This is a genomic window from Curtobacterium sp. NPDC087080 (genome assembly GCF_044745105.1).
In the GTDB taxonomy this organism is placed as follows: Bacteria; Actinomycetota; Actinomycetes; order Actinomycetales; family Microbacteriaceae; genus Curtobacterium.
In genome coordinates, this window is sequence record NZ_JBIUZP010000002.1 from 537958 (window position 1) to 560857 (window position 22900).

General features: G+C 70.4%; 24 protein-coding genes and 1 riboswitch. Of the genes, 13 read left to right on the plus strand and 11 right to left on the minus strand.

Annotated features, from left to right (window positions below; genetic code table 11):
* Positions 1–93: 93 nt before the first annotated feature.
* Positions 94–1638 (minus strand): recombinase family protein, encoded by a 1545-nt coding sequence (locus tag ACIPEQ_RS06730; RefSeq protein WP_402714583.1) that lies wholly within the window; start codon positions 1636–1638, stop codon positions 94–96.
* A gap of 93 nt (positions 1639–1731) precedes the next feature.
* Between ACIPEQ_RS06730 and ACIPEQ_RS06735 the strand changes: the two genes are divergently transcribed.
* Both ACIPEQ_RS06735 and ACIPEQ_RS06740 read left to right on the plus strand, forming a co-directional pair.
* Positions 1732–2529: a response regulator gene (locus ACIPEQ_RS06735; RefSeq protein WP_402714584.1), complete on the plus strand. Its 798-nt coding sequence runs from the start codon at positions 1732–1734 to the stop codon at positions 2527–2529.
* Between the two features lie 261 nt (positions 2530–2790).
* Positions 2791–3504 carry a DUF3800 domain-containing protein gene (locus tag ACIPEQ_RS06740; protein WP_402714585.1) on the plus strand — a complete coding sequence of 238 codons (714 nt, stop codon included), beginning with the start codon at positions 2791–2793 and terminating at the stop codon, positions 3502–3504.
* 37 nt (positions 3505–3541) lie between these two features.
* Here the strand turns inward: ACIPEQ_RS06740 and ACIPEQ_RS06745 are convergent, their stop codons facing one another.
* Positions 3542–4177, minus strand: coding sequence for a hypothetical protein (locus ACIPEQ_RS06745; RefSeq protein ID WP_402714586.1), 636 nt, complete (start codon positions 4175–4177; stop codon positions 3542–3544).
* Between the two features lie 147 nt (positions 4178–4324).
* On the opposite strand from ACIPEQ_RS06745, the gene ACIPEQ_RS06750 reads away from it, so the two are divergent.
* Together ACIPEQ_RS06750 and ACIPEQ_RS06755 are read left to right on the plus strand one after the other, a co-directional pair.
* On the plus strand, positions 4325–4690 hold the full coding sequence (locus ACIPEQ_RS06750) for a hypothetical protein (protein WP_402714587.1): 366 nt from the start codon (positions 4325–4327) through the stop codon (positions 4688–4690).
* 98 nt (positions 4691–4788) lie between these two features.
* The gene (locus tag ACIPEQ_RS06755; protein WP_402714588.1) at positions 4789–5136 is read left to right on the plus strand and encodes a hypothetical protein; all 348 of its coding nucleotides are present in this window, start codon (positions 4789–4791) and stop codon (positions 5134–5136) included.
* Between the two features lie 99 nt (positions 5137–5235).
* Here the strand turns inward: ACIPEQ_RS06755 and ACIPEQ_RS06760 are convergent, their stop codons facing one another.
* On the minus strand, positions 5236–5523 hold the full coding sequence (locus ACIPEQ_RS06760; RefSeq protein WP_402714589.1) for a hypothetical protein: 288 nt from the start codon (positions 5521–5523) through the stop codon (positions 5236–5238).
* Positions 5524–5894: 371 nt separating this feature from the next.
* Positions 5895–6671, minus strand: a complete 777-nt coding sequence (locus tag ACIPEQ_RS06765; protein WP_402714590.1) for an isocitrate lyase/phosphoenolpyruvate mutase family protein — start codon at positions 6669–6671, stop codon at positions 5895–5897.
* A 112-nt stretch (positions 6672–6783) separates the two neighbouring features.
* Here ACIPEQ_RS06765 and ACIPEQ_RS06770 point away from each other — a divergent pair, with 112 nt between their 5' ends.
* A complete protein-coding gene (locus ACIPEQ_RS06770) occupies positions 6784–7971 on the plus strand; it encodes a MalY/PatB family protein (RefSeq protein WP_238638102.1) in 1188 nt (395 codons plus the stop codon).
* 126 nt (positions 7972–8097) lie between these two features.
* On the opposite strand, the gene ACIPEQ_RS06775 is transcribed toward ACIPEQ_RS06770, so the two are convergent.
* From ACIPEQ_RS06775 to ACIPEQ_RS06785, 3 genes are read right to left on the minus strand one after another with little or no spacing between them, the layout of a single operon-like run.
* On the minus strand, positions 8098–8295 hold the full coding sequence (locus tag ACIPEQ_RS06775) for a hypothetical protein (RefSeq protein WP_126890858.1): 198 nt from the start codon (positions 8293–8295) through the stop codon (positions 8098–8100).
* Between the two features lie 17 nt (positions 8296–8312).
* The gene (locus ACIPEQ_RS06780) at positions 8313–8771 is read right to left on the minus strand and encodes a GNAT family N-acetyltransferase (protein WP_402714591.1); all 459 of its coding nucleotides are present in this window, start codon (positions 8769–8771) and stop codon (positions 8313–8315) included.
* A 24-nt stretch (positions 8772–8795) separates the two neighbouring features.
* Positions 8796–9284 (minus strand): GNAT family N-acetyltransferase, encoded by a 489-nt coding sequence (locus ACIPEQ_RS06785; protein WP_402714592.1) that lies wholly within the window; start codon positions 9282–9284, stop codon positions 8796–8798.
* Between the two features lie 68 nt (positions 9285–9352).
* Between ACIPEQ_RS06785 and ACIPEQ_RS06790 the strand changes: the two genes are divergently transcribed.
* Positions 9353–10231, plus strand: a complete 879-nt coding sequence (locus tag ACIPEQ_RS06790) for a LysR substrate-binding domain-containing protein (protein ID WP_402714593.1) — start codon at positions 9353–9355, stop codon at positions 10229–10231.
* A 44-nt stretch (positions 10232–10275) separates the two neighbouring features.
* Here the strand turns inward: ACIPEQ_RS06790 and ACIPEQ_RS06795 are convergent, their stop codons facing one another.
* From ACIPEQ_RS06795 to ACIPEQ_RS06810, 4 genes are read right to left on the minus strand one after another with little or no spacing between them, the layout of a single operon-like run.
* Entirely contained in the window at positions 10276–10530 is a 255-nt protein-coding gene (locus ACIPEQ_RS06795; protein ID WP_402714594.1) for a hypothetical protein, read from the minus strand.
* Positions 10527–11009, minus strand: coding sequence for an FBP domain-containing protein (locus ACIPEQ_RS06800; protein ID WP_181430698.1), 483 nt, complete (start codon positions 11007–11009; stop codon positions 10527–10529). Before ACIPEQ_RS06800 ends, ACIPEQ_RS06795 begins: the two co-directional genes overlap by 4 nt.
* A gap of 48 nt (positions 11010–11057) precedes the next feature.
* On the minus strand, positions 11058–11795 hold the full coding sequence (locus ACIPEQ_RS06805; protein WP_402714595.1) for a M56 family metallopeptidase: 738 nt from the start codon (positions 11793–11795) through the stop codon (positions 11058–11060).
* A 13-nt stretch (positions 11796–11808) separates the two neighbouring features.
* Positions 11809–12198 carry a BlaI/MecI/CopY family transcriptional regulator gene (locus tag ACIPEQ_RS06810; RefSeq protein WP_402714596.1) on the minus strand — a complete coding sequence of 130 codons (390 nt, stop codon included), beginning with the start codon at positions 12196–12198 and terminating at the stop codon, positions 11809–11811.
* A 95-nt stretch (positions 12199–12293) separates the two neighbouring features.
* Positions 12294–12384, plus strand: a riboswitch (glycine riboswitch).
* Positions 12385–12554: 170 nt separating this feature from the next.
* On the opposite strand from ACIPEQ_RS06810, the gene gcvT reads away from it, so the two are divergent.
* From gcvT to ACIPEQ_RS06845, 7 genes are all read left to right on the plus strand, one after another.
* Positions 12555–13658, plus strand: coding sequence for a glycine cleavage system aminomethyltransferase GcvT (gene gcvT / locus ACIPEQ_RS06815; RefSeq protein WP_402714597.1), 1104 nt, complete (start codon positions 12555–12557; stop codon positions 13656–13658).
* A 4-nt stretch (positions 13659–13662) separates the two neighbouring features.
* On the plus strand, positions 13663–14040 hold the full coding sequence (gene gcvH, locus ACIPEQ_RS06820) for a glycine cleavage system protein GcvH (protein WP_126892234.1): 378 nt from the start codon (positions 13663–13665) through the stop codon (positions 14038–14040).
* On the plus strand, positions 14037–16967 hold the full coding sequence (gene gcvP / locus ACIPEQ_RS06825) for an aminomethyl-transferring glycine dehydrogenase (RefSeq protein WP_402714598.1): 2931 nt from the start codon (positions 14037–14039) through the stop codon (positions 16965–16967). The genes gcvH and gcvP overlap by 4 nt, the downstream gene beginning before the upstream one ends.
* Before the next feature lie 400 nt (positions 16968–17367).
* Positions 17368–18996 (plus strand): ABC transporter substrate-binding protein, encoded by a 1629-nt coding sequence (locus ACIPEQ_RS06830; protein ID WP_402714599.1) that lies wholly within the window; start codon positions 17368–17370, stop codon positions 18994–18996.
* Positions 18997–19241: 245 nt separating this feature from the next.
* Positions 19242–20171 carry an ABC transporter permease gene (locus ACIPEQ_RS06835; RefSeq protein ID WP_126892237.1) on the plus strand — a complete coding sequence of 310 codons (930 nt, stop codon included), beginning with the start codon at positions 19242–19244 and terminating at the stop codon, positions 20169–20171.
* Positions 20161–21111, plus strand: coding sequence for an ABC transporter permease (locus tag ACIPEQ_RS06840; RefSeq protein WP_349873237.1), 951 nt, complete (start codon positions 20161–20163; stop codon positions 21109–21111). The genes ACIPEQ_RS06835 and ACIPEQ_RS06840 overlap by 11 nt, the downstream gene beginning before the upstream one ends.
* Positions 21108–22850 carry a dipeptide ABC transporter ATP-binding protein gene (locus ACIPEQ_RS06845; protein WP_402714600.1) on the plus strand — a complete coding sequence of 581 codons (1743 nt, stop codon included), beginning with the start codon at positions 21108–21110 and terminating at the stop codon, positions 22848–22850. Before ACIPEQ_RS06840 ends, ACIPEQ_RS06845 begins: the two co-directional genes overlap by 4 nt.
* The last annotated feature ends 50 nt before the right edge of the window (positions 22851–22900 follow it).

Here is a 22900-nt window from a genome sequence, read left to right on the forward strand (position 1 = left end):
CCCCCCGCCGATGGCAAGGGCGTGCCCCGCGCGCCCGCGGCAGCCCACGAGCGCCCCGACCTTTACGGTTCGGGGCGCTCGTCTGCGCTCGCGCTACTTGAGCCAGTCAATGGCCACCGTGTCGGGGTTGAATGCCTTCACGCCGCGCGGGTGCCCGTGCAGGCGAATCTCGCAGAGCGCCTCGATGACGCCGCGCTGCGCGCCGAGGTCGGCCGCACCGAACGCTGCCACGGGGTCCTGCGCGCCGAGCACCGCGCCTGCGGTGGCGCTGGCTGCCAGACGCACGCGCTCGGCCTCCAGGACTGTGATCGCTGCTTCCTCGTAGTCGCGCACTCGCTTGAGGTCGCGGCCTTCGATCTCCTCGGCGTCGTAGTCGCGCTGAGCCCTCGCGATCTTCGCGCGATGTGCGCCGATCGCGGCCTTGATCTCGTGCAGTCGCGGCTCGTTGCGGTTCGGCAATAGGTCGGCCAAGTCGGGGCGTGCCAGGCGTGCACGGATGGCGGCGGTCACGTACGCGTCGATCTGCTCCCGGCTTCGGGTGACGTGCCCGGCACAACGGTATCGGCCCGTGTGGGCACGCACGCGCTGCTCGCACACGCCGCAGCGGTACAAGCCGCTGCCGAGGTGGCGGCGGTCGGTGCCGACGCGGTTCGTGACCCGCTCGGTGCTATCGAGCCGATCCTGTACCGCCGACCAAGAGCCCTCGTCGACGATGGGCTCCCACTGCCCGCGCACGGGCTCGCCCGTCTCGTCTCGAAGGATCGACGCACGCCACGCTCGCCGCTTTCCGCCGTCTGGCTGCCCATCCTTCGGTGTGTATGTCGAGTACCCGGCGTATCGCGGGTTTCGAAGTATGCCGAGCACCGTGCTCGGTGGCCACGGGGCGTCATCAGGCACGGGCCGCAGCTTCCGCTGCTTCTGTGTCGGAAGGGTCTTGTTCTCCTCCTCGCGCCGAGCGTTGCGCTCCAGGGTGATCGTCTGCGTGTGCCGGGGGAGCGCCGGTACCTTCGGCGGGATGCGCTCGCCGGTCTCGCCGGACAGAGCTGCCGCGATGGCTCTGAGCGAGCTTCCGCTGTTGAACGACGCGAAGATCGCCCGCACCGCCTCCGCCTCGCTCGGGATGATGTCTCCTGCGACGGTGTAGCCGACCGGACGCATGCCCTTCGGGGCCCGGCCTTGCGCTGCTCGTTGGGCTTGAGCGGCCGCCTGCCGAGCGGTCTTTCGCTCGACCTCAGAGCGGGCAACTGCGGCCTTCACGCGGGCGAACAGGCGTCCGCCATCGGTGGTCAGATCAGCTTCACCGTTGGCGGTCACAAGACGCAGTCCACGCGCCTCGGCGGCGTCGATCCAGTCCTCCAGCTGTCGAGGCTGGCGGGTGAGTCGGTCGAGATCCCAGCAGATGATCGCGTCGAACTCTCCCGCCTCGAATCCGCTCACCAGGTCGTCATATCCGGGGCGTCGCTTCGTCTTGTCCGTCGCGCTCCGTGACTGGTCGACGTACTCGCGGACTACCTCCCACCCGCGGGTCTCGGCGATGGCCAGGCAATCGGCGCGCTGCCGGTCGATGGCCAGGCCGTCCATCTCTCGATCCATAGAGATGCGAAGGTAGATCGCAGCGCGCGCGGGAGTCTCAGGCATGCGCCCACCGTACACCCGAGATGGTTATCCGCTACGAAACGTAGTGGAGTTCCGCTTCAACAACTAGCGGAAGACGACAGCGAGGGGGAGCTGATGACGAAGGACGGTCAGTCGAGAACGTCGGCCCGATCGAACTCGCGATCCGTGGCAGCGCTGCTCTGGGCGGTGGGCGGCATGATGGTACTCGCCTTCCTGCTGTCCTTCTGGGTCACCGTCTGGGCGACCGACGGCGTGACGCCATTCGGGGTGCTGGGACTCGGCGTGACGATCTTCGGTGTCGTACTGGCTGCCGCGATCTACGTCACCCAGAAGCAGGAGAGCTTGCAGCAGGAGGGGCGTTACGAGAACCTCTTCAATGAGATCCGTGGCGCAGCCAACCGTGCTGCGAAGCACGCTGAGAGTGCTGATTCTGGTGTCCGTAACTTGTCCGAGGATCTGAACCGTGCGGCCGAACAACGGGGGCGTCCGGTGCCTGCCGATTCGGACGAGTTGGCATCGAGAATCAGCGAGCGGCTCCATGCCGCCGGAACGCAACTGGTTCTCTGGGTCGACGATGATCCCGCACAGATTGAACGGGAGCGCGCGTTCCTTCGTAAGACCGGGACCCGGACCGTGTGGGTACCGACCACCGACCAGGCGCTCGACCTGCTCTCGGGGAACACCTTCGGCGTCGTGGTCACGGACATGGGCCGTCCCGAAAGTGACCGCGCCGGCTACGACCTCCTGGATGCCATGAGGCGACGGGGTGACGCGACGCCGCTGTTGGTCTACTCCACTTCGCGAGAGCCCAAGCACATCGCGGAGGTCCGCGAGCACGGCGGTCAGGGCTGCACCAACGACCCGTTCGAGATCGTCGATCTGGTCGCAGATCAACTCCTCCTGAACAAGTAGTTCCAGTTCGGCGAGACGCCTCGGCTCCCTCGCTGCAGGCGTTCACGTCCCTGGTGTGCCTCGTGGCGCCCTGCGGGGACCACCTTCCGTCACGAGGCACGCTCCGGCCGCGAGCCCCCTGATGGGAGGAAGCGGTCGGAGTGCTACGCTCGTCCAACTGGGCTGGCCGCAAGGCCCTGGTCCACCCTTTCGGCGGGGACACACCCTCGCCAGGCAACAGGCGAGCGAGAGCTCGCCTGTTGCTGTATCTGAGGCATCTCCTTGCGTGAACTGAGCATCTTCATCGACGAGTCGGGTGACTTCGGCCCGTACGAGCCGCACGCGCCCTACTACGTCCTGAGCCTGGTGTTCCACGACCAAAGCGAGGACATCGGCGGACATCTCGACCGGATCCACGACGCTCTGTTGGATCGCGGTCTCGCAGCGGATCACGCGATCCACACCGGACCGCTCATCCGCCGCGAGAAGGACTACACCTGGATGGGGATGGCTGACCGACGGTCGCTCTTCCGCGTGCTGGTCGAGTTCGTTCGACACTGCACGATCACCCATCGGTCGTTCGTGTTCTCGAAGCGAGACCATCGGGACTCCGACGCCCTGGTGACTGCGATGTCGCGGGCATTGGGTGCCTTCGTCCGCGACAACCATGCCTTCTTCGCTGGGTGGGACCGGATCGTCGTCTACTACGACAACGGGCAGAAGGAGATCACGAACGTGGTGAACAGCGTGTTCAACGCGCTCCTGACGTCTGCCGAGGTCCGCAAGGTGTCTCCGGCCGACTACAGCCTCTTCCAAGCTGCAGACCTGTGCTGCACTCTCTCGCTGCTGGAGACGAAGATCGGCGCCGGCGGCCTGTCGTCCTCGGAGCGTGACTTCTTCTCCACGGACAAGTACGGGGCCGAGCGCTCGTTGCGCAGGGGGTACCTCAGGACGATGGAGCGCAAGCGGTTCAGCGGTGGGCCCTCGCCCCGCTGACCCGTCGGCGCCACTGTGCCCACGGCAATGGCCGGCCTCAGACGCCGCCGGCGGCCTCGAGGTCCCACACCGGCGGCACGTACTCCCGCGACCAGCCCTCGCGGAGCCGGGTGACCGCCCGGTCGAACGACTCGAGCAGGTCCATCTCCGGCCGCACCATCGACTGCAGCTGCAGCCCCTCGTACGTCGCGAGGAGCTGTTCGGCGCCACGAGCCGGCTCCATCGTGCGCGGCTCGCGGCCGAGCTCGACGTCGCGCTGCAGGGCCGCGAGCACGAACGCGTGGAAGCGCCGCCACCGGAGGTGGAGCATCGGTGCGAGCGGGTGGTGCGGCGTCGCGGCGATGTTGAGCGTCGAGGTCAGGAAGCGCATGAGCGACGGGTCGGCGACGTTCGCGCGGACGATGGCACGGAGGAACACGATCGTGCCACTGCGGTCGGCGATGGGCAGCAGCGCGGTGGTCCGCTGGTCGTTCCACTGGTCGATGGTGGCGAGCAGGAGTCCGTCCCAGGTCGGGAACACCTCGGTGACGACGTCGAGCGACTGCGACGCCTCGGTCGCCACGTGCTCGTACGACACCTCGTGCAGGGCGTTCGCGCGGAGCACGCGGATCATCGCGTCGACGATCTCGACCCGGAGCAGTGCTGACGTGTCGAGGGGCTGGAACGATCGCATGGGACCAGTCCAGCGGGTGGGTGCTGTCCTGACCAGTCCCCAGAACTGGGAAGAGCCGATCTCCGCAGCCGTGCAGGCCCGGCGTGGCGGAGCAGCAGCGCGTCCCCCGGGACCCCTTTGACCTGAGTGTGCACCAAGGGTGTGGCGTTGACTGGACCCATGAAGTACGTGGTCTACGGAGAGAACCGAGTGATGACCGGCGACGCGATCGCCGAGGCGGTGCTCGCCTACGCTGCTGCGCTCGGCGAGAACGGGACGACGGACATCGTCGAGATCCCGACCGCGGACGCCGAGGGCTACGGCACCACGGCGCAGGTGCTGCTCGGCCCGGCTTCCCAGATCATGGTCGAGGTGGCTCCCGACGACGAGCTCGAGCCGGAGGACGAGGACCTGGTCAACGAGCTCGGGCGCCGCATCGCGGTCGTGGGTGGCGGGCGTTTCACGGACGCTGCGTCGTCGCACTCCGACGAGCCCGAGGCGAAGCGCCTGCGCACGGAACCGCCGCAGGTCTGATCGCCGCCCGTGCCGGGAGCGCTCTGGCCACGGAACGCACACCCCGAACCTGCTCGCACACGCGGTACCTACCGTCGAGGGAGAGTTGAGGAGGAGACGTGAAGTACATCCACTACGACGCGAGCCTGATCCTCACGGGGGACCTGATCGCGGACGCGGTCGCCGACTACGCGGCCGTCCTCGGAGCGAACTCGCGCACCGACACGATCACGGTGCCGAGCGTGGGCGACGACGGCGCGGTGTCGACGTCGATCCTGTTGGTCGGCCCGGCGAGCGAGCTCTGCGTGACGGTCGCCCCGGACGACGAGCTCGAGCCCGAGGACCCGGCGTTCATCCGTCGTCTGCGTGACGCGGCACGGCGTGCGGGTCCGGCGCTCCCGGTGAACGCGGACGGCGGGATGCGGTTCCGCGGTGCCGAGCAGCCGTCGTCGCACGGTCCGGCCTGACGCCCCCACGACACGGACGACGAACGCCGCCGGCGCTGGGCCGGCGGCGTTCGTCGTGTGGGGACCGGGAACCGTGTGAGCGGTTCCGCTGGGTCCGACCTAGGCGGCCAGGGCGAGCTCGGCCTTGCCGACGCGGCGCGCGAGCAGGATGGTCCGGCTCGACTCGCCCCGCCAGGAGCGGCCGGGCACGGTCCAGCCGGCCTCGCCGTCGACGTCCACGCGTGCGTCACGCGTGACGAACAGGCGGAGCTCGTCGGCCGGGATGCGGACGAGGTACTCGCGCTGCGAGCGGTCGTCGCGCACCGGGAACTCGGCGATGCGGTCGGGGGAGACGGTGGGGGCCGCGAGTGCGGTCCCGGAGATGGTGATGCGGTCGTTGCTGGTCATGGTGGTGCGGTACTTCCTGGTCGTTCGGCACCCGGCCGTGCTCTGGTCGGCGGACTCCGTGGTCCGGCACGACGCATCGGCTGCGGGTGCGCACGTCGTGTCTCGACGTGCTGCTCGTCCGTTCGGACTGAGCGGTGGTCTCGGTGGAATGCGACCCGGCGGGTCGGTACGAGACGTGCTGGTGTGCGCGAGTCAGATGGGTTCGCTGCAGTGCACCAGGAAGACACTATACGTCGCTTCGTCCGGAACGTCCAGGAAGACGGACGGGAGGCGCGGTGCGAGCGTGCACCCCTCCCTCGCAGGCTCGGTCGGCGCGCCCCGCGCGACGCTTCGCGTCACCGCTGAGCGGGGCGCGCCCGTCCGGTGGGCCGTCAGTTGAGGGCGGGGGTGTCCTCCGGCACGACGCCGTCGCCGTACAGGTCGGTCGCCAGGTCACGGAGCGCACGCAGCGCGACGCGCTGCGTGAGCGGGCCGTAGGAGATGCGCGCGACGCCGAGCGCCTCGTACTCCGCCGCGGGCAGGGCACCGGGCAGTCCGATCACCGAGAGCTTGCCGCGGCCGAGCCCGTCGACGAGGCGCTCGACCACGTCGCGCTGGATCGCACCCGGCACGAAGACGAGTGCGGCGCCGTTGTCGAGGAACGCCTTCCCGCGGGCGATGGCGTCCTCGATGCTCTCGTCGATCGGGCGGTCGCCACCCCGGGCGATCGCGTCGGTGCGCGCGTTGAGCTGGAAGGCGACGCCCTCGGCCTCGGCGGCGGCGGTGATCTCGGCGACGCGTGCGACGGCCTCGTCGAAGGGGCGGAGACGGTCCTCGACGTTCGCGCCGACGATCCCGGCGGCGATCGCACGACGGATCGTCTCGGCCGGGTCCGCGTACCCGTCGTCCAGGTCCGCCGTGACGGGCAGGTCCGTCGCGGCAGCGACGGTCGCGGCGCCGGCGAGGGCGACGTCGAGCGGCATCCCTCCGTCGTCGTAGCCGTGGCTCGCGGCGATCGAGTGCCCGGCCGTCGCGATGGCCTTCGTCTCCGGCAGGTCGCTGACGACCTTCGCGCTGATCGCGTCCCACACGTTGACGACGCGCAGGATCTCGGGGGCTTCGTGCAGCTGCCTGAGGGTGGACGCCTTGTCGGCGGTGCTCGTGCTCATGGTGCCGAACCTATGCGGCCGGGGTGCGCCGTGTCCGGGAGGTGACCCGACGACGACGCAGGATGACGGCCGGACTCGCACCGGGCCTCCCGGTCGATGCATGCTGGGACGCATGGCTGACGACGAACAGGACCCGGTCGGCACGCTCCGCGGGGTCCGCACGAGCATCAAGTGGACGCGGTACGCGCCCGACGTGCTGCCCCTGTTCGTCGCCGAGATGGACCACGACGTCGCGCCGGCGATCCGCCAGGCGCTGGTCGAGCGGGTGCAGCAGTCCGACCTCGGGTACCTGGACGGCCCCGGGCCGCTCGCTCCGGCGTTCGCGCAGTTCGCGCGCGACCGGTGGGGCTGGGCGGTCGACCCGGAGCGTGTGCACCTGGCGACCGACGTCAGCGTGGGGATCGTCGAGTCGCTGCGGCTCGCGCTGCCCGACGGCGGACGCGTCGCGATCACCCCGCCGGTGTACCCGCCGTTCTTCGAGCTCGTCGAGGAGGCACGATGTCAGGTCGAGGAGGTCCCGCTCGCCGAGCAGTGGGGCGTCTACCGGCTCGACCTGGCCGGGCTCGAGCGCGCCTTCGCCGACGGGGTCCGGGTGTTCCTGCTCTGCAACCCGCACAACCCGATGGGGCTCGTGCACGACCGTGCCGACCTCGAGGCCCTCGCCGAGTTGGCGGCACGGTACGACGTGCTCGTCATCAGCGACGAGATCCATGCCCCGCTGACGCACCCCGGTGTCCGCTTCACCCCGTTCGCGATGGTCGCCGAGCAGCACGGCGCCCGCAGCGTCTGCGTGACGAGTGCGAGCAAGGGGTGGAACCTCGCCGGGGTGAAGTGCTCCGTGATGGTCGCCGGGGACGACCGCACCGCTGCGCTGCTCGACACGCTGTGGGAGGAGGTCGCCTGCCGCACGAGCATCCTCGGGCTGCACGCGAACCTCGCCGCGTTCACCCTGGCGACGGACTGGCTCGACGACGTCGTCGCCCGCATCGTCGCGAACGAGCGGCTGCTCGGGTCCCTGCTCGCCGAGCACCTGCCCGGGGTCGTCTACACCCGTCCGCGCGCGGGGTACCTGGCGTGGCTCGACTTCCGGGGGATCGGCCTCGGGGACGACCCGGCGGTGCCGCTCCGGGAGCACGCCTACGTCGCGCTGAACTCCGGGCTGGGCTTCGGCGCGCAGGGGCGGGGGTTCGCGCGGCTCAACCTGGCGTGCTCGCCCGAGACCCTGCGCGAGGCGGTCCACCGCATCGCGGCGGCCTACCCGTCGAGCGCGCAGGAGGGGCTGGTTTGGCACGTCGCGTGAGCGACGGGGGCTCGCACTCGCACTCGCACTCGCACTCGCACGAGTCTCGCGCTCAGCGACCCGTCTCGGGTCCGGGCACGCGAGGAACGTCGCTCAGCGCGAGTCTCGCTGCGGAGCGCGCGCGCGTCAGTCGGACGGGGCGTCGACGTACTGGTTGCGCCCGACGACGCGGATGCGCAGGTCGTCGTCGCGGTCCATGGCGAGGAACTCCCGCGCGACCGGCCCGACCGACGACCAGCGCAGGACCTCGGTGATCGGGGTCCCCTCGATGAACACCTGCCACACGCCGCGCTCGCGGACGGCCTGCACCTCGTACGTCGCCATGCCGCGAGCGTACCGGCTCACTGCAGGCGCTTCTCGTACCACCGCATGGTCGGGACGATCCCGTCCGGCTTCGCCCAGTCCGCGGGGGACCGGTGGGTCAACCGCCAGCCACGGCGTTCGTAGAGTCGCCACGCGCCGGGCGTCTCCTCGGTCACGTCGAGCCGCAGGACCGGTGACCCTGCGGAACCTTCGGCAACCGCCAGCAGGGCGTCGGCGACGCCCTGCCCACGGTGGTCCGGGTGGACGACGAGTCGGGTGACCAGTGGTGCAGCGTCCGCGATGGGAGCGGCCAGTCCGACGTGACCGACCACGCTGCCCGACGACCACGCTGCCCATGCCGAGCGGTGCCCGGGCGGGGTCAGCCACGCGACCGGATCGTCCGGCCAGTGCGCGGGGTAGCCGTCCTCGTCGTGCGTGCGTCGGAGCACGTGGACCAGGTGCTCCAGGTCCTCGTCGCGGCGCGGTCGGATGTGCACGATCCCGACGGTACCGGGTGGTGGTCAGGCCAGGTCGAGCACCATGTGGACGTCGGCGCGGACGTAGGGGCTCGGGGCGATCTCGTCGTGCTCGAGGTGGCGGAATCCGAACGCCTCGTACAGGTACACCGCGCTCGCCAGGCGGCTGTTGCTCTCGAGTGCGATCCGCTGCGCACCGAGGGCACGGGCGCGGTCGAGTGCGGCGGCGATGAGCTTCCGGCCGGTGCCGTGCCCCTGGTGCGCCGGCGAGACCGCCATCTTGACGAGCTCGAACACGCGCTCCCCGACCGGCATGATCCCGATGCAGCCGATGACCTCGTCGTCGAGCCGCGCGACGAACACCGCACCACCCGGCTCGAGGATGCGACCGATCGGGTCGCCGAGGATCGCGCGGTCCTCGTCCTCGAGGGTGAAGTACTGCTCGATCCACGCCTCGTTGAGGGTGCGGAAGGCAGCGGCGTCGGCGGCGGACTCGAGTTCGGCGATGGTCAGCGTGGGGGTCGTCTCGGGCATGGACCCATCCTCGGACGGCGATCTGATCGTGTCCAATACTCGTTCACGCTGATCGATAGGCTGCGTGCATGGATGTGGACCTACGGCAGCTCCGGGCGTTCCTCGCCGTCGCCGACGAGCTGCACTTCGGGCGGGCCGCCGAGCGACTGCGCATCGCCCAGCCCGCGCTCTCGCAGCAGATCCGACGGACCGAGCGCGACCTCGGGGTCGACCTGTTCGTCCGGACCTCGCGCAGCGTCGCGCTGACCGCTGCCGGTCGGGTGCTGCAGGGCCGGGCGCGCTCGCTGCTCGACCAGGCAGCGCGTGACGTCGACGAGGTCGTGCGGGTCGGACGGGGTGAGGCCGGACGGCTGGACGTCGGGTTCGTCGTCTCGGCACTGCCGCTCGGTCCGATCGAGCGCGTCCAGGCCTTCCGCCAGCGGTACCCGCTCGTCCGTGTCGAGCTGACGGAGGGCTACTCCTCGTCGCTCCTCGCCCGCATCGTCCGGGGCGAGCTCGACCTGGCGGTCCTGCGCGACCCTGACCCGGACCCCGCCGTCCGCTTCCTGCCGTTCCGACGGGAGCGGTTCGTCGCGGCGGTCCCGCACGGGCACCGGCTCGCGGAGCGGGCGTCGATCCGCGGCACCGAACTGGTCGACGACCCGTTCGTGTTCTTCCCCGCGGTCGCCGGGGCGGTCGCGACCGAGCGGAACCTCGCGCCCGTGGTTGCCGACGGGCGTCGGCCCGAGGTCGTCCAGGAGGCCACCACGTGGGCCACCGTGCTGCACCTCGTCGGAGCGGGGCTCGGCGTGACGGTCGCTCCGGAGAGCGCGACCCTCGCGGCCCCCGACACGGTGGTGCTGCTGCCCCTGCAGGACGACCCCGCCCGGAGTGAACTCGTCTGGGCGGTCCGGGCCGACGACGACCGCGAGATCCTCCGGAACTTCATCGCGGCCACCGAGCGCTGAGTGGCAGCAGATCCGAGCCGCCGCACGTCCGGACCGCCCGTCGGTCAGCCGAGCGGCAGCACCGGGGCCCGCTGGTCGCCGAGCTCGTCCTCGTGCCAGGGTCGGGCTCCGCGCAGGGTCAGGCCGAGCTGGACGAGCACGAACGCCACGTGCGGCTCGACGTCGGGATCCCACACCCCCTCGACACCGAGGCCGAGCGCGCCGAGCTCATCGTCGGCGTCGTCGCGGATGCTGAGCCGCCACCGTCCGTCGCCGGACTCCTCGACGACGGCCCACCGGGCGGTGTCGAAGCGGCTCACGCGGTCTTCGCCACGTCCTCGGTGAAGTTCCGCACGCGCTGCAGCAGTGCCTCGCCGCGCATGGCGATCGTCGCCGGCGGGTTGAGGTGCGGCGGCGCGGTGCGGATGAGCATCGAGCAGCCGAGGTCCTCGCAGATGTACGAGCCGATGGTGTTGCCGTTGCGTCCGGACTCGCCGGCGCGCGCGGCCGAGAACAGCCGCACCTGCGTCGCCGGCTGCGGCGAGTGGCAGAACGAGCACATCGCGGCGATGCCGGGTCGCAGGGAGCCACCGGCGGAACGGACGACGATGCCCACCGGGCGGTCGTCGATCCACGACACGATGTAGCCGCGACGGGCGGCCTGGGGATCGCGCCAGCCCAGGAACTCGCGCTCGTCCCACAGCATCTCGTGCAACCCCGGGATCGGGAGCTGCTCGAGCTCGTCCGGGGTGGCGTTCACGAACGACGAACGGATGTCTGCTTCGGTCAGTGGCTTCACGGTGCCTGCAACCCTATGCCTCGCCCCCGACAGGCGCGTCCTGCGGGTTCAGCGCAGCCGGGAGGCGCGCACCGCCCCGAGCGCGCTCGTCCCGTCCGCCACGAGCACTGCTCGGCGCAGGGCGTCGCGTCCGACGCGTCGGGCCGCCGCGTCGTCGGCCGCGAACTCGACGAGGACGCGCGTCGAGCGCGCCATCGCGCGCGCGCCCGGCACCCAGGGGACCGCACGCTCGATCGACTCGGCGACCGCGACGGCCACCGCGTGGCGCTGGGTCAGGTGGGCGCGCTCGTGGGCGACCACGGCCTCCAGTTCGTCGGTCCGCAGCAGGTCCGCCAGCCCGGTGCTGACGAGCACCCCGCCGGACCGGCCGGGGACCGCGCAGGCGAGCGCGTGGTCCGCCTCGACCAGCGCGACGGTGGTGCCGTCGATCTGCCGGTGCGGTGCGGAACCCGACCGCATCGCCTCGCGCACGGCGTCGTGCTCGGGGCCCGGGCGGACCCGCACGGCGACCACGAAGGCGAGCACGGCGAGCAGCGCGACCGCGAGGTTGAACCGGTGCGTCGGCGACTCCCCGAGCCCGAAGGGGTCCGTGATCGGTCGGTTCGCGACGACGACCAGGGTGGTGCCGACGACGAAGCCGACCACGCCGAGCACGACCGCCACCGACCAGGACACGAGGGCGGTGCGCGGGTGGTCGATCGTCCAGGCGGACCGGGTCAGCACGCGCGGGGCGGCCACCACGACGACGAGGGCGAGTGCGATGAGGGCGACTCCGGCGACGACCACGCGGCGGCTTCCCTCAGGACTGTGCTCGGGCGTCGAGGGCGCGGCGCAGGACGTCGAGGTCGTCGGAGGCGAGCGATCCGGTGAACTGGAGCAGTGCGGCCTCGCGGTCGGACGCGGCGGCGAGCGCGTTCGACATCAGCGACGCGGTCTGCTGCTCGCGGCTGTGGACGGCGCGGAAGGTCAGCGGGGCGTCGTCGTGCTCCTGCCGCTCGACCTGGCCCTTGCGTCCGAGCCGGTCGAGCACGGTCAGGACCGTCGTCAGTGCTGGCCGGGGCTCGGGGAAGGCGTCCAGGACCTGGCGGGCCGTGCACCCGTCCACGATCCCGCGGTCGGCCGCGGCATGCAGGGTCTCGAGGACCGCCTGCTCGAGCTGCCCACGGGGGCGCGATCGCTGACCTGCCATCCCCGCATTCTACGAGACGTCGAAGACGGTGCCGCGACACATGCCCGAAACGCGGGGTCGGTATGCTCGGGCCTGCACAACTCAACACCGGCCGCACACCCGCCGCGGGAGAGCCGAGCGCACGCGCACGGCACCGAAGGAGCAACCTCCCCGTCAATCTCTCAGGTCCCACACCGCAGCGGACAGGCCACTCTGAAAAGCAGACACGCGTCCCCGCCGGGCCCGCGCGGTGTCTCGCCCACGGTGAAAGCCGCCGGACCTCACGGGCCGCGGTGAAACTCTCAGGCCCATGACAGAGGGGGAGTTCCCACCCGACGACGGCCGTCGGGTCCTGCCGATGCCAGGAGAACTCCGTCATGCGTTCCTCCCCACTCGAACCCGCGCACGAGGCTGCGGGCGCCACCTTCACCGACTTCGCCGGGTACCGGATGCCCGTGCGGTACTCGTCCGACCTCGCCGAGCACCACGCGGTCCGCCGGGCCGCGGGTGTCTTCGACCTGTCGCACATGGCCGAGGTCGGTGTCGTCGGCCCGGATGCGGTGCCGTTCCTCGACCACGCGCTCGCCGGGTCGTTCGGCGCGATGCCCGTCGGCCGCGCCAAGTACTCGCTGCTCCTCGCCGAGGACGGCGGGATCCTCGACGACCTCGTCGTGTACCGCACGGGCGAGGACGTCTTCCTCGTCGTGGCGAACGCGGCGAACCGCTCCGTCGCGGTCGACGCGCTCGTCGCACGCTCCGACGGGTACGACGTCGAGGTCACCGACGACTCGGACACCACGGCACTCGTGGCGATCCAGGGTCCGGCCGCCGCGGGGACGCTCGACGCCCTGGTCGTGGCCGACCGCCTGCAGCCGGAGACCCCGCTCGACGAGCTCCGGTACTACCGCGTGCTGCACGCGCTGTTCGACGGCGCCGAGGTCCTCGTCGCCCGCACCGGCTACACCGGCGAGGACGGCTTCGAGATCTACAGCGGCACCGACGTCGCGTCGTCGATCTGGGTCGCGCTGCTCGAGACCGGAGCCGACCGCGGTGTCGTCCCCGCCGGGCTCGCCGCGCGCGACACCCTGCGGCTCGAGGCCGGCATGCCGCTCTACGGGCACGAGCTGTCCGTCGACGTCCGACCCGCGCAGGCGGGGCTCGGTCGTGTCGTCGCGACCTCGGGCTCCTTCGTCGGGGACGCCGGCGTGCAGCCGGACCCGGACGCCCGCGTGCTCGTCGGGCTCGTGACCGAGGGGCGCCGCGCTCCCCGGGCCGGCTACGACGTCGTGCACGACGGGACCGTGGTGGGCACCGTCACGTCCGGGGCGTTGTCCCCGACGCTCGGACACCCCGTCGCCATGGCCTTCGTCGACCCGGCCGTGGCCGGCGAGGGACAACTCCTGCACATCGACGTCCGGGGGACCGCGATCCCCAGCATCGTCACCCCGTTCCCCTTCTACCGTCGCACCCCGAGAGGCTGACCCCGTGACCGACCAGACCGCACTGCAGTACACCGCCGACCACGAGTGGATCCTCGTCGAGGGTGACACCGTCACCGTCGGCATCACCGACCACGCCGCCGAGCAGCTCGGGGACGTCGTCTACGTCGAGCTCCCCGCCGTCGGCACCACCACGACCGCCGGCGAGCAGATGGGCGAGATCGAGTCGACCAAGAGCGTCGGCGAGCTCTTCGCCCCGATCGAGGGCGAGGTCGTCGCGATCAACGACGCCGTGGTCGACGCCCCCGACACCGTCAACCAGGACCCGTTCGGCGCCGGCTGGCTCGTCAAGCTCAAGGTCGAGGGCACCTCGTTCCCCGAGGACCTCATGGACCACGACACCTACCGGGCGTCCCTCGCATGACCGGCACGCAGCAGAACCTCCAGACGTCCTTCGCCGACCGCCACATCGGGACGACGAGCGCCGACCAGCAGGTCATGCTCGACGCCGTCGGACAGCCGTCCCTCGACACGCTCGTCCGTGCGGCCATCCCGGAGTCGATCCACGCCGCGCCGGTCACCGACTCGGTGATCCCGGCAGCGGTCGGGGAGACCGAGGCCCTCGCCGAGCTCCGGGTCAAGGCCGGGCGCAACACGGTCCGCCGCGCCATGATCGGCCTCGGCTACCACGGCACCCACACGCCCGCGGTGATCCAGCGGAACGTGCTCGAGAACCCGAGCTGGTACACGGCGTACACGCCCTACCAGCCCGAGATCTCGCAGGGCCGACTCGAGGCGCTCATCAACTTCCAGACGATGGTGTCCGACCTGACCGGCATGGCCACCGCCGGCGCGTCGATGCTCGACGAGGGCACGGCCGTGGTCGAGGGCATGCTCCTCGCCCGTCGTGCGTCCAAGGTCACGGGCGATGCGTTCCTCGTCGACGCCGACCTGCTGCCGCAGACCCGTGCCCTGCTCGACCATCGCGCCGACGCCGTGGGCATCACGCTCCGGGCATTCGACGCTGCCACCGGCCCCAGCGACGGCGACCTGGACGGCGCCTTCGGCGTCATCGTGCAGTACCCCGGAGCCTCCGGGCGCGTGGTCGACCCCTCGGCGACGATCGAGCGGGTGCACGCCGGCGGTGGCATCGCCGTGGTCGCGGCCGATCTCCTCGCGATGACGCTCCTGGCGAGCCCGGGCGACCTCGGCGCCGACGTCGCCGTGGGCACGAGCCAGCGCTTCGGCGTCCCGCTCGGCTTCGGCGGCCCGCACGCCGGGTACCTCGCGGTCCGCGCCGGCCTCGAGCGGCAGCTGCCCGGCCGGCTCGTCGGGGTCTCCTTCGACGCCGACGGGCAGATGGCCTACCGGCTCAGCCTGCAGACCCGCGAGCAGCACATCCGTCGCGAGAAGGCGACGAGCAACATCTGCACCGCGCAGGTCCTGCTCGCCGTGATGGCGTCGATGTACGCCGTCTACCACGGCCCCGAGGGGCTGCGCTTCATCGCGGACCGGGTGGCCCGGACGACCTCGGCGCTCGCCGACGTCGCGCGCGCGGCCGGGCTCGAGGTCGTGCACGAGCACTGGTTCGACACCCTCACGCTCCGGGCACCCGGCCGTGCGGCAGCGATCGTCGACGCCGCGCGCGACGCGGACCGCCTGCTCCACCTGGTGGACGCCGACACCCTGCAGCTGTCGGTCGACGAGACGACCACGCCGGAGGACGTGACGGCGCTCGCCGGAGTGTTCGGGGCGGTGGACGTGACCGTGCCGGCGACCGAGGGCGCCGTGCGCGACGCGACCCCGGGCCTCCCGTCCGACCTGCTGCGCAGCAGCGAGTACCTGACGCACCCCGTGTTCAGCGCGCACCGCAGCGAGACCCGCATGATGCGGTACCTCAAGCACCTGGCGGACAAGGACTACGCGCTCGACCGCGGCATGATCCCGCTCGGCAGCTGCACCATGAAGCTCAACGCGGCGACCGAGATGGCGGCGGTGACCTGGCCGGAGTTCGCGAACGTGCACCCGTTCGCGCCGCGCGAGGACGTCGAGGGGTACCTCGACATGATCGGCGACCTGGAGTCCTGGCTGGCCGAGGTCACCGGGTACGACACCGTCTCGCTGCAGCCGAACGCCGGCAGCCAGGGTGAGCTCGCGGGACTGCTCGCGATCCGCGGGTACCACCGCTCCCGCGGGGACCTCGACCGCACCGTGTGCCTCATCCCGTCGAGCGCGCACGGGACGAACGCCGCGTCGGCGGTGCTCGCCGGCATGAAGGTGGTCGTCGTGGCCTGCGACGAGGACGGCAACGTCGACCTCGCGGACCTCCGCGCGAAGACGGGCCAGCACGCGGACACGCTCGCCGCGCTGATGATCACGTACCCGTCGACGCACGGCGTGTACGAGCACGACGTCCGCGAGGTCTGCGACGCCGTGCACGAGGCCGGCGGCCAGGTGTACGTCGACGGCGCGAACCTCAACGCGCTGCTCGGGCACGCCCGCTTCGGCGACTTCGGTGGCGACGTCTCGCACCTCAACCTGCACAAGACCTTCTGCATCCCGCACGGCGGCGGTGGCCCCGGCGTCGGGCCGGTCGCGGCGAAGGCGCACCTCGCGCCCTTCCTGCCCGCGCACCCGATGGCGCAGCAGGCCGACCGGCGCCCCGGGTCGTCGGCTGCCGACGACGGCGCCGCCGGACGGCTCGCGCACGCGGGCGGCCCGGTCAGTGCTGCGCCGTACGGCAGCCCGAGCATCCTGCCGATCACGTGGACCTACGTCCGGATGATGGGGCTCGAGGGGCTGACGCGGGCGACCGAGGCGGCGGTGCTCGGGGCGAACTACGTCGCCGCACGCCTGCGTGACGCGTTCCCGGTCCTCTACACGGGGGAGTCGGGGCTGGTCGCCCACGAGTGCATCCTCGACCTGCGCCCGCTGCGCGAGTCGTCGGGCATCACCGTGGACGACGTCGCGAAGCGCCTGGTCGACTACGGCTTCCACGCACCGACGATGTCGTTCCCGGTCGCCGGGACGCTCATGGTCGAACCGACCGAGAGCGAGGACCTCGCCGAGCTCGACCGCTTCGTCGACGCGATGCTCGCCATCCGGGCCGAGGCCGCGGCGGTCGAGCGGGGGGAGTGGCCGGCGGACGACAACCCGCTCGTGCACGCCCCGCACACCGCGGCGTCCGCGATCTCGGGCGAGTGGACGCACCCGTACACGCGGGAGCAGGCCGTCTACCCGGTGCCCGGCATCAGCGCGCGGAAGTACTGGCCGCCGGTGCGCCGGATCGACCAGGCGTACGGCGACCGCAACCTCGTCTGCGCCTGCCCGCCCATCGAGGCGTTCGCCTGATCCGACCCGTCAGCCGTGTCACACGGCGGCGGTCCGACCGCTGAGCGCGTAGCGTGTGCCCTGCCCGGGAGCTCCGGGCAGGGCACACGTGTGTCAGGGGCCACGCGGGCCGGGTGGGCAGCGGGACGTCGGAGCGCTCCACGTCCTCACGAGCGCTGCTCGGCTAGCCCATCGTTGTGCGCTCGTGCAACAAGTTCGTTGCAGAAGCAACAAACCCGCTCGCACCCCGCCACAGCGCCCGAATCTTGCATCCTCCCGCAATGATCCTGCAACTTGGTTTCCGGTTTGTAACCGATGGCCGCAGGGTTTGGTCGGCGGTCGGAGCACTGCCTACAGTGCAAGGACAAACACGCCTGGCAGCACCTCTGTGCCTGGCGTGTCCCATGCACCAGGAGGAACCTTGATCAAGAAGCGCGCTGGGCTCTCTGCCCTCGCCGTGCTCGGGGCCACAGCAATCGCCCTGACCGGCTGCTCCAGCAACGGAAGCGGCAACGGCGGTGACTCGGGCTCGACGAACGCGTCCGGGATCGTCACCACGAACGGCTCCGAGCCCCAGAACCCGCTCATCCCCTCGAACTCCACCGAGACCGGTGGCGGCAAGATCATCACGTCGATCTTCGAGGGCCTCGTCTCGTACGACGCCGACGGCAAGCCGGTCAACGAGGTCGCGAAGAGCATCGACACCGATGACTCCAAGACCTACGACATCAAGCTCAACACCGGCTACACCTTCACCAACGGTGAGAAGGTCACGGCCGAGTCGTTCACGAAGGCGTGGAACTGGGCTGCCCAGAAGTCGAACGCCCAGGGCGCGAGCTACTTCTTCGAGAACATCGAGGGCTACAACGCCGACGCGGACTCCGAGCTCACCGGCCTCACGGTCAAGAGCGACGACGAGTTCACGGTCACGCTGAAGTCGGCCCAGTCGGACTTCCCGCTGTCGCTCGGCTACTCGGCCTTCATGCCGCTGCCCTCGGACTTCTACAAGGACACCAAGGCGTTCGGTGAGAACCCGATCGGCAACGGCCCGTACAAGCTCGACGGCAAGGGTGCGTGGACGCACAACCAGTCGATCAAGCTCGTCACCAACGAGGACTACGCCGGCAAGCGCAAGCCGAAGAACGGTGGTCTGACGATCACGTTCTACACCTCGCAGGACACCGCCTACGCGGACGTGCAGGGTGGCAACCTCGACGTGCTCGACGCGATCCCGGACAGCGCCTTCCAGACCTACAAGTCGGACTTCCCCGACTCGAACGTCAACCAGGCCGCGGCGATCTTCCAGGGCTTCTACCTGCCCTACTACCTGAAGCACTGGAGCGGCGACGAGGGCAAGCTCCGTCGCGAGGCCCTGTCGATGGCGATCAACCGCAAGCAGATCACCGACAAGATCTTCGACGGCACCCGCACCCCGGCCAAGGACTTCACCTCCCCGGTGATCTCCGGCTGGAACGGCGACCTCGAGGGTTCGGACGTCCTGGACTACAACCCGGACGAGGCCAAGAAGCTCTGGGCGCAGGCCAACGAGATCTCGCCGTACGACGAGACCCTCACCATCGCCTACAACGCTGACGGTGGTCACGAGGCCTGGGTGACCGCGGTCACCAACTCGATCGCCAACACGCTCGACATCAAGGCCGAGGGCAAGGCGATCCCGACGTTCCAGGAGGCGCTCGACGCCCAGACGAACGACAAGCTCACTGGCGGTAGCCGCACCGGTTGGCAGGCCGACTACCCGTCGCTGTACAACTTCCTCGGCCCGACCATGGGTGAGGGCTCGTCCAGCAACTACGCGCGCTACGACTCGGCCGAGTACAACGAGCTGCTCGCCAAGGGCCGTTCGGCTGCGACCGTCGAAGAGGGCGACAAGTACTTCGACCAGGCCCAGGAACTCCTGTTCAAGGACCTGCCGGAGATCCCGCTGTGGTACGCCAACGTGACCGGCGTCTGGTCGGCTGACAACGTCAAGAACGTCAAGTTCGGTTGGGACTCCGTTCCGCTGTACTACGACATCGAGGTCACCAAGTAACACCGGTCTCCTGCGGTCGCGCACCGCGGAGACACACCGCGAGCAGGTATCCTGCTCCGCGGCCACCGGACGGGGGTCCGGAGACCACACGGTCTCCGGGCCCCCGTACCTCGGCGGCAACACAACCCCCACCACCGCGGGCGCCGCCGCCCGCACCGGACACCCGTGCCGACCCGCGAGCCGTCCACCCCTCACGACATGAACCAGAACGACACGCGCGCCGCTGCGCAGGACCGAGCGATCTGATGCTCTGGTACCTCGGCAAGCGCCTCCTGCAACTCATCCCCGTGTTCTTCGGGGCCACGTTCCTCATCTACTTCATGGTCTTCTCGCTGCCCGGCGACCCGATCGCCGCGCTGTTCGGCGACCGCCAGCCGTCGCCGCAGGTGATCGAGCAGCTCCGGCAGCAGTACAACCTGGACAAGCCGTTCCTGGTCCAGTACTTCCTGTGGATCGGTGGCGTCTTCCGTGGCGACCTCGGGCTCACCTACTCGGGCCTGCCGGTGTCGCAGCAGCTCGCGTCGGCGTTCCCGATCACCGCGCGCCTCGCGCTCCTCTCGCTGCTGTTCGAGGCCGTCGCCGGCATCGTCGTCGGTGTCATCGCGGGCCTCAAGAAGGGCAAGTGGTTCGACACCACCGCGCTCGTCGTCTCGCTCCTGCTCATCTCGGTGCCGACCTTCGTCGTCGGCTTCCTGCTGCAGTACGTCTTCGGCATCCAGCTGGGGCTGTTCCGCGTCACGGTGTCGGGTCAGGCGCCGTGGTCGGAGCTCGTGCTCCCGGCGATCGTGCTCGCGACCGTGTCGTTCGCCTACATCGTGCGGCTCACGCGCGCCAGCGTCGCCGAGAACATGAGCGCCGACTTCGTGCGGACCGCCACCGCGAAGGGCCTGCCCCGTCGTCGCGTGGTCGGGGTGCACATCTTCCGCAACTCGCTCATCCCCGTGGTGACCTACCTCGGGGTCGACATCGGCAACCTGATGGTCGGTGCGGTCGTGACCGAGGGCATCTTCAACATCAACGGTGTCGGCGGCACGGTGTTCCGCGCCGTCAAGCTCGGCGAGGGCCCCACGGTCGTCTCCTTCGTCGCCGTGATGGTCATCATCTTCATGCTCGCCAACCTCCTGGTCGACCTGCTCTACGCCGTCCTGGACCCGAGGATCCGCTATGCCAAGTAACGCCGAACCCCGCTCCGCGACGCACTACGTGGCGCCGATCGAGGAGACGCCGCTCCAGGCCGTCGACCAGGTCGACGAGACGGAGAAGACGCGCTCGACCTGGACCGACGCATGGGACTCCATGCGCGTCCGCCCGACCTTCTGGATCTCGTCCATCCTGATCCTGCTCGTGCTGGTCGTCGCGATCTTCCCCGGCCTGTTCACGCACGTCGACCCCCGCGCGGCGAACCTCGACTTCAGCGACGAGGGCGCTCGTCCGGGCCACCCCCTCGGCTACAACCGTCAGGGCTACGACGTGTACGCCCGCGTCATCTGGGGTGCCCGCAGCTCGGTCATCGTCGGCCTGGTCGCGACGATCCTGGTGTCGCTCGTCGGCATCATCATCGGCGCCCTCGCCGGGTTCTACGGCGGCTGGCTCGACACGATCGTCTCCCGCATCGGTGACATCTTCTTCTCGATCCCGACCATCCTCGGCGCGATCGTGATCATGTCGGTCATCCCGGCCCGGAACGCCATCACGGTGGCGCTCGTGCTCGCCGCGTTCGCGTGGCCGCAGATCGCCCGCATCATGCGCGGTGCGGTGCTCAGCGCGAAGCAGTCCGACTACGTCACCGCCTCGGCGGCCCTCGGTGTCAGCCGCTTCACCACGCTCGTCCGCCACGTGATCCCGAACGCGATCGCGCCCGTCATCGTGATCGCCACGGTGTCGCTCGGTTCGTTCATCGTCGCCGAGGCCACCCTGTCGTTCCTCGGCATCGGGCTGCCCCCGTCGGCGCTCAGCTGGGGTCTCGACATCGGGACGGCGCAGACGTCGATCCGCACCAACCCGTCGACGATCTTCTGGCCGTCCGCCGCCCTGTCCATCACCGTGCTCGCGTTCCTGCTCCTCGGCGACGTGGTCCGCGACGCGCTCGACCCGAAGGCGAGGGCCCGTCGATGACCGAGACGCTCACCGATCCCACCACCCGTCGTCCGGCCGGTTCCGGCGCCCCGCTGCTCGAGGTCTCCGGGCTGCAGGTCGGGTTCCGCACCCAGAGCGGCATGGTCCAGGCCGTCCGCGGCGTCGACTTCACCCTCGAGCAGGGCGAGCGCCTGGCGATCGTCGGCGAGTCCGGTTCGGGCAAGTCGACCAGCGCCCAGGCGATCATCAAGCTCCTCGCCGGCACCGGCGAGGTCACCGGCGGGTCGATCAAGTTCAACGGGCGTGAGCTCGTCGGACTGTCCGACAAGGAGATGGCCGGCATCCGCGGGAAGGAGATCGGCTACGTCCCGCAGGACCCGATGTCGAACCTCAACCCGCTGTGGTCGATCGGCTTCCAGGTGGAAGAGGCCATCAAGGCGAACGGCATGGCGACCGGCAAGCACGCGATCCGCGCCCGCGCGGTCGAGGTACTGCAGGAGGCCGGCCTCGGCGACGCCGCGACCCGACTCAAGCAGTTCCCGCACGAGTTCTCCGGCGGCATGCGCCAGCGCGTGCTCATCGGCATCGGTCTGTCGAGCCGCCCGCAGCTGCTCATCGCCGACGAGCCGACCTCGGCGCTCGACGTCACCGTCCAGCGGATCATCCTCGACCACCTCGAGACGCTGACCCGCGACTTCGGGACCTCGGTCCTCTTCATCACGCACGACCTCGGCCTCGCCGCCGAGCGCGCCGAGAAGCTCGTCGTGATGTACAAGGGCCAGGTCGTCGAGTCGGGTCCGTCGAAGGAGATCCTGGCGAACCCGCAGCACCCGTACACGCAGCGCCTCGTCGCCGCGGCGCCCTCGCTCGCGAGCCGCCGCATCCAGTCGAAGGTGCAGCACGCGCGGGTCGACATCGCGGACGCCGGCAGCGAGGACGACGAGCTCATCGCCCGCGCCCAGGAGCGCGAGCACCGTCCGGCGCAGGACCTCATCGTCGTGAAGAACCTGCAGAAGGTCTACAAGCTCCGCGGCAAGAACCTGCAGTCGCGCGAGCTGAAGGCCGTCGACGACGTGTCGTTCTCGATCCCGAAGGGCACCACCACGGCGCTCGTCGGTGAGTCGGGTTCGGGCAAGTCGACCGTGGCGAAGCTCGTGCTGCAGCTCGAGTCGATCACCGGCGGTTCGGTCACGTTCGACGGCATCGACATCGGCGCCCTCAAGGGCAAGGACCTGTTCGACTTCCGCCGCCGCGTGCAGCCGGTCTTCCAGGACCCGTACGGCTCGCTGGACCCGATGTACAACGTCGGGAACACGATCGCCGAGCCCCTCGCCACGCACAAGGTGGGAGACAAGGCCAGCCGCCGGGCCCGTGTGCTCGAGCTGCTCGACCAGGTCGCCCTGCCGAAGTCGATGGTGAACCGCTACCCGAACGAGCTGTCCGGTGGCCAGCGGCAGCGCATCGCCGTCGCGCGTGCGCTGGCGCTCAAGCCCGAGGTCATCGTGCTCGACGAGGCGGTCTCCGCCCTCGACGTGCTCGTCCAGGGCCAGATCCTCGACCTGCTCACCGAGCTGCAGAGCGAGCTGGACCTGACGTACCTCTTCATCACGCACGACCTCGCCGTCGTCCGCCTCGTCGCGGACAACGTGTGCGTCATGCGCAAGGGGCAGATCGTCGAGAAGGCGACGACCGACGAGGTCTTCGCCGACCCGAAGGAGCAGTACACGAAGGACCTGCTCGCCGCGATCCCGGGTGCCGGGTTCGAGTTCGGGCGCTGATCCCGCTGCACCACCCCGAGGCCGGACGTCCCGTCGCCCTCCGCGCAGGT

Excerpts from the sequence above, each read along its gene's own strand:
- ACIPEQ_RS06730 (WP_402714583.1), bottom strand. The coding sequence starts at position 1,638 with ATGCCTGAGACTCCCGCGCGCGCTGCGATCTACCTTCGCATCTCTATG.
- ACIPEQ_RS06735 (WP_402714584.1), top strand. The coding sequence starts at position 1,732 with ATGACGAAGGACGGTCAGTCGAGAACGTCGGCCCGATCGAACTCGCGA.
- ACIPEQ_RS06745 (WP_402714586.1), bottom strand. The coding sequence starts at position 4,177 with ATGCGATCGTTCCAGCCCCTCGACACGTCAGCACTGCTCCGGGTCGAG.
- ACIPEQ_RS06760 (WP_402714589.1), bottom strand. The coding sequence starts at position 5,523 with ATGACCAGCAACGACCGCATCACCATCTCCGGGACCGCACTCGCGGCC.
- ACIPEQ_RS06765 (WP_402714590.1), bottom strand. The coding sequence starts at position 6,671 with ATGAGCACGAGCACCGCCGACAAGGCGTCCACCCTCAGGCAGCTGCAC.
- ACIPEQ_RS06770 (WP_238638102.1), top strand. The coding sequence starts at position 6,784 with ATGGCTGACGACGAACAGGACCCGGTCGGCACGCTCCGCGGGGTCCGC.
- ACIPEQ_RS06775 (WP_126890858.1), bottom strand. The coding sequence starts at position 8,295 with ATGGCGACGTACGAGGTGCAGGCCGTCCGCGAGCGCGGCGTGTGGCAG.
- ACIPEQ_RS06785 (WP_402714592.1), bottom strand. The coding sequence starts at position 9,284 with ATGCCCGAGACGACCCCCACGCTGACCATCGCCGAACTCGAGTCCGCC.
- ACIPEQ_RS06790 (WP_402714593.1), top strand. The coding sequence starts at position 9,353 with ATGGATGTGGACCTACGGCAGCTCCGGGCGTTCCTCGCCGTCGCCGAC.
- ACIPEQ_RS06810 (WP_402714596.1), bottom strand. The coding sequence starts at position 12,198 with ATGGCAGGTCAGCGATCGCGCCCCCGTGGGCAGCTCGAGCAGGCGGTC.
- gcvT (WP_402714597.1), top strand. The coding sequence starts at position 12,555 with ATGCGTTCCTCCCCACTCGAACCCGCGCACGAGGCTGCGGGCGCCACC.
- gcvP (WP_402714598.1), top strand. The coding sequence starts at position 14,037 with ATGACCGGCACGCAGCAGAACCTCCAGACGTCCTTCGCCGACCGCCAC.
- ACIPEQ_RS06835 (WP_126892237.1), top strand. The coding sequence starts at position 19,242 with ATGCTCTGGTACCTCGGCAAGCGCCTCCTGCAACTCATCCCCGTGTTC.
- ACIPEQ_RS06840 (WP_349873237.1), top strand. The coding sequence starts at position 20,161 with ATGCCAAGTAACGCCGAACCCCGCTCCGCGACGCACTACGTGGCGCCG.
- ACIPEQ_RS06845 (WP_402714600.1), top strand. The coding sequence starts at position 21,108 with ATGACCGAGACGCTCACCGATCCCACCACCCGTCGTCCGGCCGGTTCC.